The following is a 14,624-nucleotide window of genomic DNA, read 5'->3' as shown; positions in this document are numbered from 1 at the left end:
GGATTCAGTTTCCCATCCACGGCGGAGCCGAGCCCCAGCCCCAGCGGGGCACCGGCTGGTCGCCCGCGGGCCCGGCGTCCGGCGCGGAAAACACCACCGCGAGCCTGCTGCCCCATTCCAAATACCCCGCGAGCGCCGCGCGGAACTCCGGGTCAGCAGGCAGCCCGACCTCGTCCGCGGTGGCCAGCAGCAGCGAAACCCACCGACGCCGCTGCGGCTCGGTGATCGCCCGGCCAGTGTGCCTGGAGATCATGTGCGCGTGCCCGCCGTGGTGGTCGGTGTACGCGGCCGGACCGCCGAACACCTCGCCGAGCCAGACCGCCACGTGCGCGGGATGTTCCGGGCTCATCCCGGCGAACACCTCGGCCAGCAGGTCGTCCTCGGGCACCTTCGCGTAGAACGCCTCGGTCAGCCTGGCCAGCGCGGCTGCTCCGCCCGCCCATTCGTAGAGCGTCGGCACCGCGCCGCCCGGACCGGCCACCTCGGTGCGTTCGTAATGCCGCATCTCCTCGATGTTCTCGACATACGGCCGGATCTCGGCGAAGAACGCGGCGAAATGGGGCCCGCCCCGGAAACCCTGGAGGTGCGCGTCGGCCGAAGTCCAGACAATGCGCAGGACATAGCTGCCCGGCTCGTCGACGGCGTGCGCGAGTTCGTAGTCGTGACACTGTTCCGCGGCGGCGAGCGACTTGGCCGCCCTTCGGTAGGCGGCTTCGAACTCCGCGTGCCCGCCGTCCGGAACGCGGTACCGGATGTACTCGATGATCACCGTGCCAGCCAAGCACGCGCCGCGCCGGCCGCCTAGTACGCACTTGCCGGTGCGTACCCGCGGCAGGCGATGATGGAGGGATGAAAGCGCGCTACTCGTGTGCGGTCGAGCTGGCCGTCGACGTCATGGGCGGGAAATGGAAGCCGGTGATCCTGGCGCGGCTCAAGGAGGGCCCGCACCGGTACGGCCAGCTGCGCCGGGCGATCCCGTCGATCACCGAGAAGGTCCTGACCGCGCAGCTGCGCGAACTCGTCGGGGCAGGGCTGGTCGACCGGACCGAGGTGGCCGGTCGCGTGCCGACAGTCGAGTACCGGCTCACCCCGGAAGGCGACGAACTGCGCCCGGCGCTGACCGCGTTGTACGAATGGGGCAGCCGGTACGCCGAGCGCAACAGCATCCCGGTCGGCGATTCCTAGGAGCTGAGCAGGTCCGCCAGCACGGCAGCTTCGCTGATGTCACTGCGCTTCGTCGCAGTCAGCAGCGTCAGCGAGCCCTTTTTCGCCAATGCCCGCAACTGATCCAGCGCTTCCGCACGCTCCGGTTCTTCCAATTCCGCGCGGTACCGCTTCGCGAATTCGTCATACCGGTCCGGATCGTGCGCGTACCACTTGCGCAGTTCCGTCGACGGGGAGATCTGCTTCAACCAGTCGTCCAGGTGCGCACGGTCCTTGCTCAGCCCGCGCGGCCACAGCCGATCGACCAGGACCCGCGAGCCGTCGGTGGACTCCGGCTCGTCGTAAACCCGGCGTACCTGGACTTGGCGTTTGTTCATCGGGGCAACGGCTCCTTCCGGCGGCTGGGGCTCCCGTCGCCGCCCAGCGTCCGCCGGTGGACGCCGCGGTGCAAACGAAGGGGGTATAACCCCAGGGTATGGAACTGCGTCAGCTGCGGTACTTCGTCGCCGTCTTCACCGAGGGGTCGATCAGCCGGGCGGCCGGGTCGCTGCTGATCTCGCAGCCCGCGCTGACCCGGCAGATCCGCGTCCTCGAACGCGAGCTCGGGACGCCGTTGTTCGAACGGGTTCCGACGGGCGTCCAGGCGACCGTGGCCGGCCGGGCGCTGCACGAGCACGCGCGGCAGCTGCTTCGGCTCGCCGACGCGACGCGGGAGGTCACGCGGTCCGCGGCACCGGTCAAGGAGCAGGTCGAGATCGCGTTGCCGCCGGGGATTCCGCAGGACTGGGTGCTCGTCGCGCTGGCGGAGATCCGCCGCCAGGTGCCGGACGCGGCGTTGTCGTTTTTGGACGCCAGCAGCACCGAGCAGCTCCGGATGCTCAGCGAGGGCCGGATCGACATCGGGCTGATCCACCAGAACCCGCCGTCCACCTTGCACGGGCGGTTGTTGTTCGAGCATCCGTTCGGGGTCGCGATCCGGCCTGGTCACGCGCTTTTCGGCCGCCCGCAATGCCGGTTGCGGGATCTCGACGACGTCCGGGTGCTCGCGCACTCGCGGGCGCAGGTCCCGGCCGGGCACGACCAGATGCGCGCGGCCGCGCACGGGCTCGGGGTGTCGCCGAACTGGCGGCTCGCGCGATTCAACGAGAACGCGCTGGCCTGCGCGGAGGCTGTCGAGGCGGACGCGGTGCTGCTGAGCAGGCCCAGCGCGAACCGCATGCTGCCCGGCTGGGCTTGGAGCGAGCTGGTCGAACCGAGCGTCCCGCTGACGACCTGGGCGGCGTGCCAGCCGCAGACCCGGCGGATCGTCGGCGCGGTCATGGAGGTGCTGGCCAGCTCTTAGCGGACCCGTCCGGGAGCGCGTGCGGCTCCCGGACGGGACGGGATTCAGCCGGTCGCCAGCACCTTCAACCGGTCAAGACCGGCGCTGAAGTAGTCCTGGTCGAGCGGCGTCGAGGTGTACTGCCAGAAGGTGTAGAACCCCCACGCGTAAGGGAGCGTGCCCGGCGACGACGAGTACGCCGCCACCCACAGCGGGTTGGTCGAGCTGAAGTCGCCCTGGTTGCCGGTGCACTGGGTCCACCAGCTGGTGGCCGTGTAGATGACCGGCCAGCGCGACGTCTTCGCGTGGTACTCGTCGCTGAACGCCTTGATCCAGGACACCATCGCGGACTGGCTCAGCCCGTAGCAGGCCGAACTGGGCCCCCACTCGATGTCGAGCGTGCCGGGCAGGGTCTTGCCGTCCCCCGACCAGCCGCCGCCGTGCGAGACGAAGTAGTCGGCCTGCGCCGCGCCGCCCGAGAGATCGGGACGCCCGTAGTGGTATGCGCCGCGGATCATGCCGACGTTGTACGAACCGTTGTACTGCTGGGTGAAGTCCGGGTTCTGGTACCCCGTGCCCTCGGTCGCCTTGACGTAAGCGAACCGCTTGCCCTGGTTCCAATAGGACTGCCAGTCGACCGCGCCCTGGTAACTGCTCACGTCGATGCCGGACGTAGTGGTCTCGACCGACGCCGGCGCGACCGCCCCGCCGCCCGGTTCGTGCGCCCGGATCGAAGCGCCCATCTGGTGGTTGTCCGGAGTCTCGGCCGAAGTGCTCGCGGCCGCGGCAGGTGCGGCCGAGGCGTTCGACGCGGTCGCCACGAGCAGGGCGGCAGCCGCGGCGAACACCGCCCCGGTCAGGCGACGGCGCGCCCTCCCGGCGGGTCCCCAGTGGTGAGTGGTCATGACAGGTCCTTTCGGATGCCCTCGCGACGTGCCACCCGATCAGGTGGCACGAGGACCTGATTCTGTTACTCAATGTGATGCGCTGTCACTGCTCCAAGTGAACTAATTTCCACTTGACCGGACAACGAGAAAGACATTCTCAGTAGGCCGTTGCGGTCAAGTTGGCCGAAAACCCCACGAACCGACCCCGCCCCGCTTACTCTGCTCCGCCATGTCGACAACGCGAAGAACCCGGACGATCCTCCAGCTCCTGGCCGTGCTCTTGGCTTTGGCCGCGACCGGCACCGGCACCGCTCAGGCAGCCGAACAGCCGCTTCTGCACTTCAACCACTCCTACGGCGTCCTGGACCGGGAAACAGCCGACGCCATCGAGCATTCGACGTATCTGAAGGATTTCGCGAACTTCCAGGTCCGCACCACCACCGGCGCGGGCGGCGAAAAATGGACCGGCCGCTACCTGATGGGCCGCGAAACCTACTTGGAACTGTTCGGTGTCGGCGACGTCCCCGGCAAGGACGGCGACCTCGGTTCGGCGGGCCTGGGAGTCTCGGTCGAACACACCGGCCAGCTGTCCACAGTGGTCCAGCGTCTCCACGACGCAGGCATCGCGAACCCGTTGGAATTCCTGCAAACCCGCGACTTCGGCGACGGCAAGCCAGTCCCGTGGTTCAACGGAGTTTTCACCACCGACCAGTACGACACCTTCGGCGCGTGGGGCATGGAATACCGCGCGGAGTACTTCGCCGACCCCCGCAGCAACACCGGCCCAGCGCAATACCCCGGCGACATCAGCCGCAACCGCTACCTGCCTGACGACTACCGCAACCACCAGATGCGCGACGTCACCGACATCCGCCTAGGCATCACGGCCCGCGACCTCAGCAACACCCTGCCGCTGCTGCGCGCCGGAGGAATGACGGTCCGCTCGCTCCCCACCGGCGCCCTCGCCACGGATGGCATGACCACCATCCACTTCGAAACGGTAGCCGCGGACCAGGTCGGCCTGCGGCAAATCGACCTGGCTCTGAACTGCCCCACCGGGACAAGGCACGTTGAGCAACTGGGCCATTCCACGCTCGTGGTCGGCCCCGGCGCGCACGCTCGCTGGACCTTCAACATCCGCAACTGACCCCCACGCCAGTGTCGTGAAGGGCTCCTTGAGGGAATCTAATTCCCTCAAGGAGCCCTTCACGACACGCCTGCCTCCCTGAGGGCCACCTTCACGGCAGTTCCCGTCCGTGAGGGCCACCCTCACAGACTCTGATTCCCTCAGGGTCCCCCTCACGACCTTCCTTCCGCACGCTGCGCCGCGAGGGGCTCCTTCACAGCCTTAAATTCCAATGGCAGGAACCTAAGGCGTCGCTCGGTGTGGGGTTGAGACGGGTCTGCGCAGGCCGTAGCGGCTGGCGGGCCTGGGAGTGTCTTGCCGAGGGGCCGGTGCGGGCGGCGGAGGCTGGGTTGTCGTACGTGAGGGGAACCCTGAGGGAATCAGATTCCCTCAGGGTTCCCCTCACGTACCGGAAGACCCGGTCACATGGGCATCAATCGGGCGTTTCACCGGTACCAGTGTCCTTTGTGGACGGGCAACTGGCTGAAGCGACGCAGCTTAAGTTCCCGACATTGGGATTCAGAGTCCGTGGGGTTCCCTTCACGGACCGCCCACCGCCCGCCAGAACCCGCCCCAATGCCGCATTGGGTGCATCCCACGCACCCAACGCCACATTGGGGCGCAAGCCCCGACCCCCTCGCGAACCGCAGCCGCCGCACCCAACGTTCGAGGCACCCAGCCCCTCCCCCGCACCCCGATATGAAGCGTCCCTGCGGTCTGGGGGTGCTTGTCAAGGCATCTTTCCCGCCTTGACAAGCACCCCCAGACCGTCAGCACACTCAAGCTTCGGGGTGCCCCGCGCAACCACCGGGCGCAATGTCGCCGCCAGGCGACGAGCCGCCCTACTCCCCTTCCCCAGAACGCAAAACAGCCAACTCAGTCCTCCCCCGAATCCCCAACTTCGCATAAATCCGAGTCAAGTGATACTGCACAGTCTTAACCGACAAAAACAACTCCGCAGCCACCTCCCGATTAGACTGTCCCCGAGCCACCATCCGCGCCACCGCCTCCTCCTGCGGCGTCAACAAATCCACCCCACCGCGCGGCAAATGCACCCCACCAGCCCGCAACTCCCGCTCACACCGAGCCACATACGTAACCGCCCCCATAGAAGCAAACCCGTCCCGAGCAGCAACCAGCTGCGTATCCGCCCGAGCCCGCCGCCCCAACCGACGCAAAGTCTGCCCATAAGCGAACGCAATCCGAGCCTGGTCATACCGCAACGGCAACCCCCCAATCAACTCCACCGCAGCATCAAACGCAGCCACCGCCCCCACATGATCATTACGCGCCCCCAACAACCGGCCCCGAGCAGCAGCAAGACGAGCCCGCGCCGAAGCATGCTCCCGCTTCCCAGCAGCCCGCTCATGAGGAGCCAAAAACACATCCGCCTCCTCAGAACGTCCACTAAGGACGAGCGCATGCGCATAAAGATCATGCCAAGGCCAATGCCCAGGCTCATCCACCGACGTAGGCAACGTCAACCGAGTCAACGGATGCAACGCCCGCAACACCCCAGCAGAATCCGCCGCCGCCTCCGCAACCTGCGCCCGCGCCAACAAAGCCGGAACCCGCATGATCTCGTAATCCTGCGACCCAGCAGCACAAGCCAGCAAAGCCTCCTCAGCCCGCCCCTGATCCCCCCGCAACGCATGCACCGCAGCCGAAGTCCAGTGCAGCAACGGCGCGGTGACCACAATCCCCGTCCGGTCAACCAGAACCAGCGCCTCCCGAACCACCCGCAACGCGTCGTCCCACTCCCCGCTCAGGAACAACGTCCGAGCCAACCAAGCCTGCGCCCACAAGGAAATCCGCGCCGACCCGCCCAAATAACTAGTAGGCACCGCACTTTCCAAATCCACCCGAGCGTCGTCAATCCGATCCGTCAGAAGATTCAGCCACCCCCGCGCCATGACGACCCGCTGCGCCTGCGCACCATGCCGAATCCGCTCGGACAACTGCACGTAATCCCGCCGAGCCTGCTTAGCCCGCCCGGAAGCAGCAAGCCCCAGCCCCCGAATGGCCGCGGCCTCCACCGCAGCAGGAGTCTCCGGCACAGCCAATTCAATGGCCCGATCCGCCCACCGCACCAGATCCTCAGCGGAGTACCGGCATAGCGCATCAAGCACATACCGCTGACATATCAACGCAGCCGTCTCCGGATCCCGCGAAGCATTGACGATATCCCAAGCCCTGCTCAACCGTCCGCCAGCTTCCGCAGCCCGACCACGCACCACCGCGAGATAGCCCAGCACCGCATCCCGCAACGGCGTCTCACGCATACTCTCGACTTCCGGAGCAAGCGCAGCAGCCCGAAACACATCGCCAGCACCGATCAACGCATCGACAGCCCGAGTAATCCGAGCCTGCCGCAGTTCGGCATCCTCAGTGAGCCGCCCAGCATCGTTGAGCAGCACCGCCGCCGTCCCCCAAGCCCCCGCCGCGGCCCGCTCGACCGCCAGCGCATCAAGCCGATCCGCGACCCCAGCGTCCGGCACCGGACTGGCCGCGACCAGCAACCGCAAACTCCGCGCCGGATCCTCGACCAGCTCCGCCGCCCGCCGCTGCAGCTTCGACCGCCGCTCCGGCCCCAGCCCGGCGAGCACAGCCGCGCGCACCATCGGATCCGGCGGCCCCACCTCCGCAAGCCCGCGCGGCGCGAGCTCGACCAACAGTGCCGCACACGTCTCGTCCAGCCACGGCAACGGATCCCCGTCGAGATCAGCCAACGACGCCACCGACCGCACCGCCGCACCAGCACCGAGCACTGCCGTAGCCGCGACAAACCGTTCCGCCGCAGGAGAAAGCTGCGAAACTCGCTCCCGGACCGAAGCTGCAACAGCGGCGGGAGCAGGCAGGTTGGGATCGAACCCAGCCCAAGTAGCCCGCGGCACCTCAGTCAGCAGCTGCACCACATATCGCGGCCGGCCGAGAGTGTGCCGACACAACCGTTCAGCCATCGTCGGATGCAAAGCGATACCGCGCGCCGAGGCCATTTCGGACACTTCCGCGGCATCCAAAGGCGGCACGCGCACCTCGTCCCCGGACATCCGGGCGAGCAACTCCAAAACGTCCGCGCGAGCGCGAGAATCCCCCGTTGACGCAGTGAACAGCACTGTCACCCGCGCCGCCTGATGATGCCGCAGCAGCGACGACAGCGTTCGCACCGAGTCGACATCGGACAGATGCGCGTCGTCGACCACCAGCAACGTCCCCGGCATCAGCTCAGCCGCGATCCGCTCCGCGATCGGCAACGGCCCGCCGTCCGCGGACAGATCCGGGAACAGCTGCCGCAGCACGGCGAACGCGCTGCAGCTCTCCCATTCGGCCGCGGTCGCCAGGAGCACCGGCCCGGGGAACGCGTCGGCGGCCCGCTGCGCCAGCGTGGTGCGACCGCAGCCGGCCGGACCGCACAGCAGCACCGCGCGCCCCGCCTGGGAAAGCAGGCCGGCCAGCTCCTCCGCCGCTGTCGTCACGGTCCTCCCCGCTTCGCCGGATGCCGCCGTCAGCCGGGATCGCCCCCGGCCACGGGCAGGACGGTGCCGGTGACGTACGAGGCCTCGTCCGAGGCCAGGAACGCGATCGCCGCGGCCTGCTCGTCCAGGGTGCCGTACCGCTTCAGCAATGACGACCCGACAGTCTGGTCGATGTGCGCCTGGAACCACTCCCGTTCCTGGTCAGTGGCCGGATCGGGGCCGCCGCGCGGAATCCGCCGGGGCGGGGCTTCGGTGCCGCCCGGCGCGGTCGCGACCACCCGCACGCCGGCATCGGCGTACTCGAACGCCAGCGACGCGGTCAGCGCGTTGACCCCGCCTTTCGCCGCCGAATACGGGATCCGGTGAATGCCGCGGGTGGCCGCCGACGAGACGTTCACGATCACCCCGCCGCCCCGCTGCGCCATCGACGGCAGCACCGCCCGGCAGGAGAACAGCGTGGTCAGCAGGGACCGGCGGACCTCGGCCTCGATCTCGTCCGGGCCGAACTCGGTGAACGGCTTGAACCGCAGCGCGCCGCCGACGTTGTTGACCAGCACGTCGATCCGGCCGAACCGGGCCAAGGCCGCCTCGACGACCGCCTGCGCGCCCGCCCAGGTCTCCAGGTCGGCGACCACCGCGGCGGCCTCGGGCAGCTCGTCGGCCAGGCCGCTGACCAGGCCGGACCGGTCCGCGAGCACCAGCGCGCCGTCCTCCGCGGCGATCCGCCGGGCCGTCGCCTCGCCGATCCCCTGCGCGGCCCCGGTGACCACCACGACCTTGCCCGCGAACCGCCCCGGCGACAGGAATTTCGGCCTCTCGGCGGCACCGCCCATCGCCCGCCGGGTGGTGACCTTCGACCGTTCCGCGTGCTCGGCCACCAGCCGTCGCGCGGTCGCCCGGTCTCCGGACTCGAACGCCGCGACCAGGTCCAAGTGATCCTGCGTGCAGCGCGGATGGCACCAGGTCGCGTTGCGCAGCGTCTCGGACATGTGACCCTTCACGCCGAGCGCCTGATATGCCTGCAGGAGGTGCTCGTTGCCGGTGAGCGTGAACAGGTAGTCGTGGAAGGCCGCGTTGGTTTCGGTATAGGCGGCGGCGTCCAGGAACCGGTCACCGTCCACATAGGGCACTGTCGACTCGGCCAGCAGCCGGTATCCGGCGAGCTGACCCGACGTCAGCCGTCCGATGGTCAGTTCGAGCGCGCCCAGTTCGAGGGCCTGCCGAGCCTCGAACACCGCGTCCGATTCGTGTACCGACGGGTGTTCCTCGCCGATTTCGTACTCACCCGGCGTTTCGTCGGCCGCGGGCAGCATTTCCTGGCCCGCGATCGTGCGTGCGACCCGCGCTTCTTCCGCTGCGGACAGCACTGCTCCGGCCCGCAGCGGGGCCAGTTCGACCGTCGGGAACAGCTCCTGCCCGGCCAGCGCGCGGCCCGCGACGAACTCCAGCTCCGGTTCGGGTTCCGGATCGGCGACCACCACCGGCTGCACTGGGATCTCAGGTGCCCGAACTGGTGCGGCAAGCGCGAACTTCTCGTAATAGAACCCGGTCGGCTCGAACCCGGCCGACGCGAAATGCCCCCGCACCGCCTCCACCATCGGCGGCGGACCGCACAGATACACCGCGACATCGCCGCCGTGCAGGTGCTCGTCCCGGATCAGCGTGGTCACATAGCCCTTGTTCGGCGCGGCACTCCCCGGATCCGAAACGCAATAGTCCCAGGTCAGCCCAGGAACCTCCGTGGCAAGCTTCTCCAGCGTCGCCGTCTCCACCAGATCGTCGTCGGTGCTCACGCCATACACCAGATGCGCTGGCCTGGTCACGCCAGAATCGCGCATAGTGCGCACAATGGACAGAATCGGCGCGAGCCCGGTGCCCCCGGCCAGCAACAACACCGGCCGGTCCGTCTCGCGCAGGAAGAAACTCCCGTGCGGCCCGGTGAACGTCAGCTCGTCGCCGGATTTCGCCCGTCCGGTCAGGTAATCCGACATGACCCCGCCCGGCGAGAGCTTCACCAGGAAAGTCAGCCGGTCGTCCTCGGGCGCGTTGCTGAACGAGTACGACCGCGTCACCTCGGTGCCCGGAACAGTGATGTTCACGTACTGCCCGGGCAGAAACGCGAGCCGGTCCCGGTCGCGGATTTCCACCGTCAACGACATCGTCGTCGGCGAAAGCCGTTCCAGTGCGACAAGAGTGCCGTGATGCTCCGCGGCCTGCGTCTTCGCGACCGCCGAGGTACTCGCGATCTGCAGCACCAGATCGGACTTCGGCTTCATGCTGCACGGCAGCACATACCCGCGCTCAGCCTCGTCCGCGCTCAAGGCGTCTTCCAAATAGGAACCGCCCTCGTACTCCCCCGATTCGCAGAACGCCTTGCAAGTTCCGCACGCACCGTCGCGGCAGTCGAGCGGGATGTTGATGCGCTGCCGGTACGACGCGTCCGCGACGGTCTGCTCCGGCGCACAGGTGACGAAGCGGGTGACACCGTCCTCAAAGGACAGAGCGATCCGGTGGTTCATGACCGCCTCCGCTCAGAAGTGGTACACGTCGACGACGTGGTGGATGTAATCGTTCTTGAGCACCACCGTCTTCCGCCGGATCAACGGCGACGGCCCGGAGAAATCGATGGTGTAGAACGAGGTCCCGTAATACGGATCGACCGTGTGGTACCGGAAGTACATCGTGTGCCAGTTGAACCGCACGTCCACGAGATCGCCGTGCCGCTCGATCAGCTCGACATTCGAGATGTTGTGGCTGGTCCGCGGTTCCGGGAGGGACGTCGCGCTCGACCGTTCGGTGCGGATCCGGAACACCCGGTCCTCGAGCCCGCCCTTGTTCGGATAGTAGATCAGCGAAATGTCGCGCTGCGGGTCCTCGGTGAGCAGATCGTCGTCGCCCCAGGAAGGCATCCAGTACACGACGTCGTCGGCGTAACACTCCAGCCACTTCTCGAACTCGCGGTCGTCCAGATACCGCGCCTCGCGGTAAAGGAACTGCTCGACGTCGTGCTGGGTAATAGTCTTCTCGGCGGCCGCGGTCATCGGGTTTCTCCTCGAACAGCCTGCTCACGGGCGATCGCCGCGCGCATGGTTTCCTGCCAATACCCGTGCTGCACTGGATAAAGACCCTCGTCCTCGTTCTTCTGCCCGGCCGACACGACACCGTCGAGCCCGAGTGACGACGCCACCTCGTCCGGCCCGGTGAGCCAATGTCGCGCGCCACGGCTCATGTCGTTCCACGGCGCGGCTGTCGCGCGGAAAGTGAGCTGGCAGGACCGGAATTCCTCCAGATCGTCCGGCGTCGCCATCCCCGAAGCGTTGAAGAAGTCCTCGTACTGCCGGATCCGCCACGCCCGCGATTCGGCGCTTTCGCCCTTAGGCGCGATGCAGTAAATGGTGACCTCGGTCTTGTCCGGCGCGATCGGCCGGAAATGCCGGATCTGCGTCGAGAACTGGTCCATCAGGTACACGTTCGGATACACGCACAGGTTCCGCGACCCGCGCACCATGAACTCGCCCTTGGCGTCGCCGTACTTCTCCTTCAGCTCCGCCATCCGCGGCCACAGTGGACGGTCCTGCGGATTGCCCGCCCAGGTCCACAGGCACAGGTGCCCGTGCGGGAACGACCAGTAACCGCCGCCGGACTTGCCCCACGAACCGGCGTCGAGAGTCTTCGTGTCGTTGGCAGATTCGCCGGTGTTGCGCCGGGCCGTGGTGGCCGCGTAATTCCAGTGCGTCGCGGTGACGTGGTAGCCGTCCGCGCCGTTCTCCGCCTGGACCTTCCAGTTGCCGTCGTAGGTATACGTGGAAGCCCCGCGTAGTACTTCAAGTCCGTCCGGTGACTGGTCCACGAGCATGTCAATCACCTTGGTGGCGTCGCCGAGGTGCTCTTCCAAAGACTTCACGTCCGGATTCAGGCTGCCGAACAGGAACCCGCGGTACGACTCGAACCGGGCGACCTTCGTCAGGTCGTGCGAGCCGCCGCTGTCGAACGACTCCGGGTAGCCCGCGCCGTCCGGATCTTTGACCTTCAGCAGCTTGCCGTCGTTGCGGAAGGTCCAGCCGTGGAACGGGCAGGTCAGCGTGGGCCGGTTGTCGCGTTTGCGCCGGCAGATCATCGCGCCGCGGTGCGCGCAGGCGTTGATCAGGCAGTGCAGCTCGCCCGCCTTGTCCCGGGTGATGACGACGGGCTGGCGGCCGATCGTGGTGGTGAAGTAGTCGCCGGGGTTCGGCAGCTGACTCTCGTGCGCGAGGTAGATCCAATTGCCCTCGAAGATGTGCTTCATTTCGAGTTCGAAGATCTCCTCGTCGGTGAAGATCCGGCGGTTCGCGCGGTAGACGCCCGCCTCCGGGTCCTCCACCACCGCGTCCGCGACTACGGAAGCGGCGTGGTCCAGCATCTCGGTCATGACTCCTCCAACGGGCCTCTGATCTGCGCTGATCGGCTCCCCAGCAGGGCGTTTCCCGCACTGTGCCACCCCGTGCCCGCCGTCACACCAGGGCAAGACCCAGTCCTGACCTAGGGTGTGATTATTCGATGCCGTTTATCAATCGCACGCAAATCGCTCCTTGTCTTCACTCAATGCCGGAACTTACGGTGAGCGGGACGAGGAGCCGGTGAGGAGGCAGCCCGATGGAACTGCGCCACCTGCGGTACTTCGCCGCCGTCGCCGAGACCTGCCACTTCGGCCGCGCCGCCGAACGCCTGCACCTCGCCCAGCCCGCGCTTTCGCACGCGATTCGGCAGCTGGAGGACGAGCTGGGCGTCGCCCTGCTCAGCCGCACGACGCGGCAGGTGCAGGTCACCCCGGCCGGCCGGTTCTTCCTCGCCGAGGCCCAGCGGATCCTGGACGCCGTCGAGGCGGGTGCGCGCGGAGCCCGGCGCATCGCCGACGGCCGTCGCGGGCTCGCCCGGATCGGCTTCACCGGCACCGCCGCGCTGTCGCACCTGCCGCAGGTCGCCCGCGCGCTGCAGCACCGGCTGCCCGAGGTCGAACTCGAAGTGCACGCCGACCTCCTCACCGGCGAGCAGTGCGCACAGCTGCGCGACGGCACGCTCGACATCGGCGTGCTGCGTCCGCCGGTCACCGGCGGCGACCTCGACCTGCACGTCATCGAGACCGAGCCGCTCGTGCTCGCCGTCCCGGCCGACCACCGGCTCGCGGTGGAACCGGTAGTCGCGATGAGCGATCTGCGCGCCGAAGCTTTCGTCACCTACCCAGCCAGCTACTCCGTCGTCAACGAAGCCGTGCTGCGCAGCTGCCGCGACGCCGGCTTCACCCCGCAACGCGAGCACGAAGCGGCCGGCACCGCGGTGCTGCTCGCCCTGGTCGCCGGTGGTCTCGGCGTCGGCGTCGTCCCCGCGTCCGCGCGGGCGCTGCCGCTGGCCGGGGTCGTGTTCCGCGACCTCGCCGGCGCCGCCACCGTCCAGCTCGCGCTCGCCTGGCACCGCGACCGGGCCTCGGCACTGGTCCCGGCCGTGCTCGACGCGCTCGGCGAGCTGTTCCCCGTCGAAGTGCCCGTGTCAGGGAGGACACGATGAAGATCACCCGGGTGGAGGCGATCCCGTTCGCCATCCCCTACCGCAAACCGCTGCGTTTCGCTTCCGGCGAGGTGCACACGGCCGAGCATGTGCTGGTCCGCGTGCACACCGACGACGGCGTGGTCGGCGTTGCCGAAGCGCCGCCGCGGCCGTTCACCTACGGCGAGACCCAAGCCGGGATCGTGGCCGTGCTGGAGACCGTGTTCGCCCCGCAGGTAGTAGGCCTGAGCCTGCTCGAACGCGAGACGGTGCACGCCCGGCTTTCCCGCACCGTCGGCAATCCGGCCGCGAAGTCCGCTTTGGACATGGCGATCTGGGACGCGCTGGGGCAAAGCCTCGACGTCTCGGTCACCGAATTGCTCGGCGGCTACACCGACCGCATGAAGGTGTCGCACATGCTCGGGTTCGACGAGCCCGCCGCGATGGTCGCCGAAGCGGAGCGGATTCGCGACAGCTACGGCATCACGACGTTCAAGGTGAAGGTCGGCCGCCGTCCGGTTTCCCTTGACACCGCAGTGGTTCGCGCTTTGCGGGAACGGTTCGGCGCCGAGGTCGACCTGTATGTGGACGGCAACCGGGGCTGGACCGCCGCGGAATCCGCCCGCGCAATGCGGGAAATGGCCGACCTCGATCTGCTGTTCGCCGAGGAACTGTGTCCCGCCGACGACGTGCTCGGCCGCCGCTGGCTGGTGTCCCAGGTGGACATTCCGTTCATCGCCGACGAATCCGCGGTGACCCCCGCTGACGTGACGCGCGAGATCCTCTCCGGATCGGCCACCGCGATCAGCATCAAGACCGCCCGCACCGGCTTCACGCGTTCGCAGCGCACGCACCATCTCGCGGAGGGTCTCGGGCTGGAAGTGGTGATGGGCAACCAGATCGACGGGCAGCTCGGTTCACTGTGCACTGTCGCGTTCGGATCGGCGTATGAGCTGACGTCGCGCCGTCCCGGCGAACTGTCCAACTTCCTCGACATGACCGACGACCTGCTCGCCGAACCGCTGTGCATCGCGGACGGCGAACTGGTCATCCGCCCCGGCGCCGGCCTCGGCGCCGCACTCGACCCCGGCAAGCTCCGGCACTACCGGCAAGACCGCTGAGCCGGAAAC

12 protein-coding genes are annotated in these 14,624 nt (G+C 67.9%); 5 read left to right on the top strand and 7 right to left on the bottom strand.

What is annotated here, in order from left to right:
* Positions 1-4: 4 nt before the first annotated feature.
* Positions 5-769, bottom strand: a complete 765-nt coding sequence (locus AB5I40_RS43500; RefSeq protein WP_370936017.1) for a group II truncated hemoglobin — start codon at positions 767-769, stop codon at positions 5-7.
* Positions 770-849: 80 nt separating this feature from the next.
* On the opposite strand from AB5I40_RS43500, the gene AB5I40_RS43495 reads away from it, so the two are divergent.
* Complete coding sequence (locus AB5I40_RS43495; RefSeq protein ID WP_370936016.1) at positions 850-1,185, top strand: winged helix-turn-helix transcriptional regulator; 336 nt, start codon at positions 850-852, stop codon at positions 1,183-1,185.
* Here the strand turns inward: AB5I40_RS43495 and AB5I40_RS43490 are convergent.
* Positions 1,182-1,541 carry a DUF488 domain-containing protein gene (locus tag AB5I40_RS43490; RefSeq protein WP_370936015.1) on the bottom strand — a complete coding sequence of 120 codons (360 nt, stop codon included), beginning with the start codon at positions 1,539-1,541 and terminating at the stop codon, positions 1,182-1,184. The genes AB5I40_RS43495 and AB5I40_RS43490 overlap by 4 nt on opposite strands.
* Positions 1,542-1,639: 98 nt before the next feature.
* On the opposite strand from AB5I40_RS43490, the gene AB5I40_RS43485 reads away from it, so the two are divergent.
* Positions 1,640-2,506: a LysR family transcriptional regulator gene (locus AB5I40_RS43485; protein WP_370936014.1), complete on the top strand. Its 867-nt coding sequence runs from the start codon at positions 1,640-1,642 to the stop codon at positions 2,504-2,506.
* 44 nt (positions 2,507-2,550) lie between these two features.
* On the opposite strand, the gene AB5I40_RS43480 is transcribed toward AB5I40_RS43485, so the two are convergent.
* A complete protein-coding gene (locus AB5I40_RS43480; RefSeq protein WP_370936013.1) occupies positions 2,551-3,390 on the bottom strand; it encodes a GH25 family lysozyme in 840 nt (279 codons plus the stop codon).
* A 211-nt stretch (positions 3,391-3,601) separates the two neighbouring features.
* On the opposite strand from AB5I40_RS43480, the gene AB5I40_RS43475 reads away from it, so the two are divergent.
* The gene (locus AB5I40_RS43475) at positions 3,602-4,519 is read left to right on the top strand and encodes a DUF5829 family protein (protein ID WP_370936012.1); all 918 of its coding nucleotides are present in this window, start codon (positions 3,602-3,604) and stop codon (positions 4,517-4,519) included.
* An 821-nt stretch (positions 4,520-5,340) separates the two neighbouring features.
* Here AB5I40_RS43475 and AB5I40_RS43470 read toward each other — a convergent pair.
* Genes AB5I40_RS43470 through benA form a run of 4 tightly spaced genes read right to left on the bottom strand, consistent with a single transcriptional unit; the run spans position 5,341 to position 12,382 of the window.
* On the bottom strand, positions 5,341-7,974 hold the full coding sequence (locus AB5I40_RS43470; RefSeq protein WP_370936011.1) for a LuxR C-terminal-related transcriptional regulator: 2,634 nt from the start codon (positions 7,972-7,974) through the stop codon (positions 5,341-5,343).
* Positions 7,975-8,003: 29 nt separating this feature from the next.
* Positions 8,004-10,493 (bottom strand): benzoate 1,2-dioxygenase electron transfer component BenC, encoded by a 2,490-nt coding sequence (gene benC / locus AB5I40_RS43465; RefSeq protein ID WP_370936010.1) that lies wholly within the window; start codon positions 10,491-10,493, stop codon positions 8,004-8,006.
* A gap of 12 nt (positions 10,494-10,505) precedes the next feature.
* Positions 10,506-11,015 (bottom strand): benzoate 1,2-dioxygenase small subunit, encoded by a 510-nt coding sequence (gene benB / locus AB5I40_RS43460; protein ID WP_370936009.1) that lies wholly within the window; start codon positions 11,013-11,015, stop codon positions 10,506-10,508.
* Positions 11,012-12,382, bottom strand: a complete 1,371-nt coding sequence (gene benA / locus AB5I40_RS43455) for a benzoate 1,2-dioxygenase large subunit (RefSeq protein WP_370936008.1) — start codon at positions 12,380-12,382, stop codon at positions 11,012-11,014. Before benA ends, benB begins: the two co-directional genes overlap by 4 nt.
* 224 nt (positions 12,383-12,606) lie before the next feature.
* On the opposite strand from benA, the gene AB5I40_RS43450 reads away from it, so the two are divergent.
* Positions 12,607-13,515 carry a LysR substrate-binding domain-containing protein gene (locus AB5I40_RS43450; RefSeq protein ID WP_370936007.1) on the top strand — a complete coding sequence of 303 codons (909 nt, stop codon included), beginning with the start codon at positions 12,607-12,609 and terminating at the stop codon, positions 13,513-13,515.
* Positions 13,512-14,615 carry a mandelate racemase/muconate lactonizing enzyme family protein gene (locus tag AB5I40_RS43445; protein WP_370936006.1) on the top strand — a complete coding sequence of 368 codons (1,104 nt, stop codon included), beginning with the start codon at positions 13,512-13,514 and terminating at the stop codon, positions 14,613-14,615. Before AB5I40_RS43450 ends, AB5I40_RS43445 begins: the two co-directional genes overlap by 4 nt.
* The last annotated feature ends 9 nt before the right edge of the window (positions 14,616-14,624 follow it).

The organism is Amycolatopsis sp. cg13 (assembly GCF_041346965.1).
Lineage (GTDB): Bacteria > Actinomycetota > Actinomycetes > Mycobacteriales > Pseudonocardiaceae > Amycolatopsis.
The sequence above is the reverse complement of the archived record's forward strand: the minus strand, read 5'-3'. Positions and strand labels throughout refer to the sequence as shown.

Excerpts from the sequence above, each read along its gene's own strand:
- AB5I40_RS43495 (WP_370936016.1), top strand. The coding sequence starts at position 850 with ATGAAAGCGCGCTACTCGTGTGCGGTCGAGCTGGCCGTCGACGTCATG.
- AB5I40_RS43490 (WP_370936015.1), bottom strand. The coding sequence starts at position 1,541 with ATGAACAAACGCCAAGTCCAGGTACGCCGGGTTTACGACGAGCCGGAG.
- AB5I40_RS43485 (WP_370936014.1), top strand. The coding sequence starts at position 1,640 with ATGGAACTGCGTCAGCTGCGGTACTTCGTCGCCGTCTTCACCGAGGGG.
- AB5I40_RS43480 (WP_370936013.1), bottom strand. The coding sequence starts at position 3,390 with ATGACCACTCACCACTGGGGACCCGCCGGGAGGGCGCGCCGTCGCCTG.
- AB5I40_RS43475 (WP_370936012.1), top strand. The coding sequence starts at position 3,602 with ATGTCGACAACGCGAAGAACCCGGACGATCCTCCAGCTCCTGGCCGTG.
- benC (WP_370936010.1), bottom strand. The coding sequence starts at position 10,493 with ATGAACCACCGGATCGCTCTGTCCTTTGAGGACGGTGTCACCCGCTTC.
- benB (WP_370936009.1), bottom strand. The coding sequence starts at position 11,015 with ATGACCGCGGCCGCCGAGAAGACTATTACCCAGCACGACGTCGAGCAG.
- benA (WP_370936008.1), bottom strand. The coding sequence starts at position 12,382 with ATGACCGAGATGCTGGACCACGCCGCTTCCGTAGTCGCGGACGCGGTG.
- AB5I40_RS43450 (WP_370936007.1), top strand. The coding sequence starts at position 12,607 with ATGGAACTGCGCCACCTGCGGTACTTCGCCGCCGTCGCCGAGACCTGC.
- AB5I40_RS43445 (WP_370936006.1), top strand. The coding sequence starts at position 13,512 with ATGAAGATCACCCGGGTGGAGGCGATCCCGTTCGCCATCCCCTACCGC.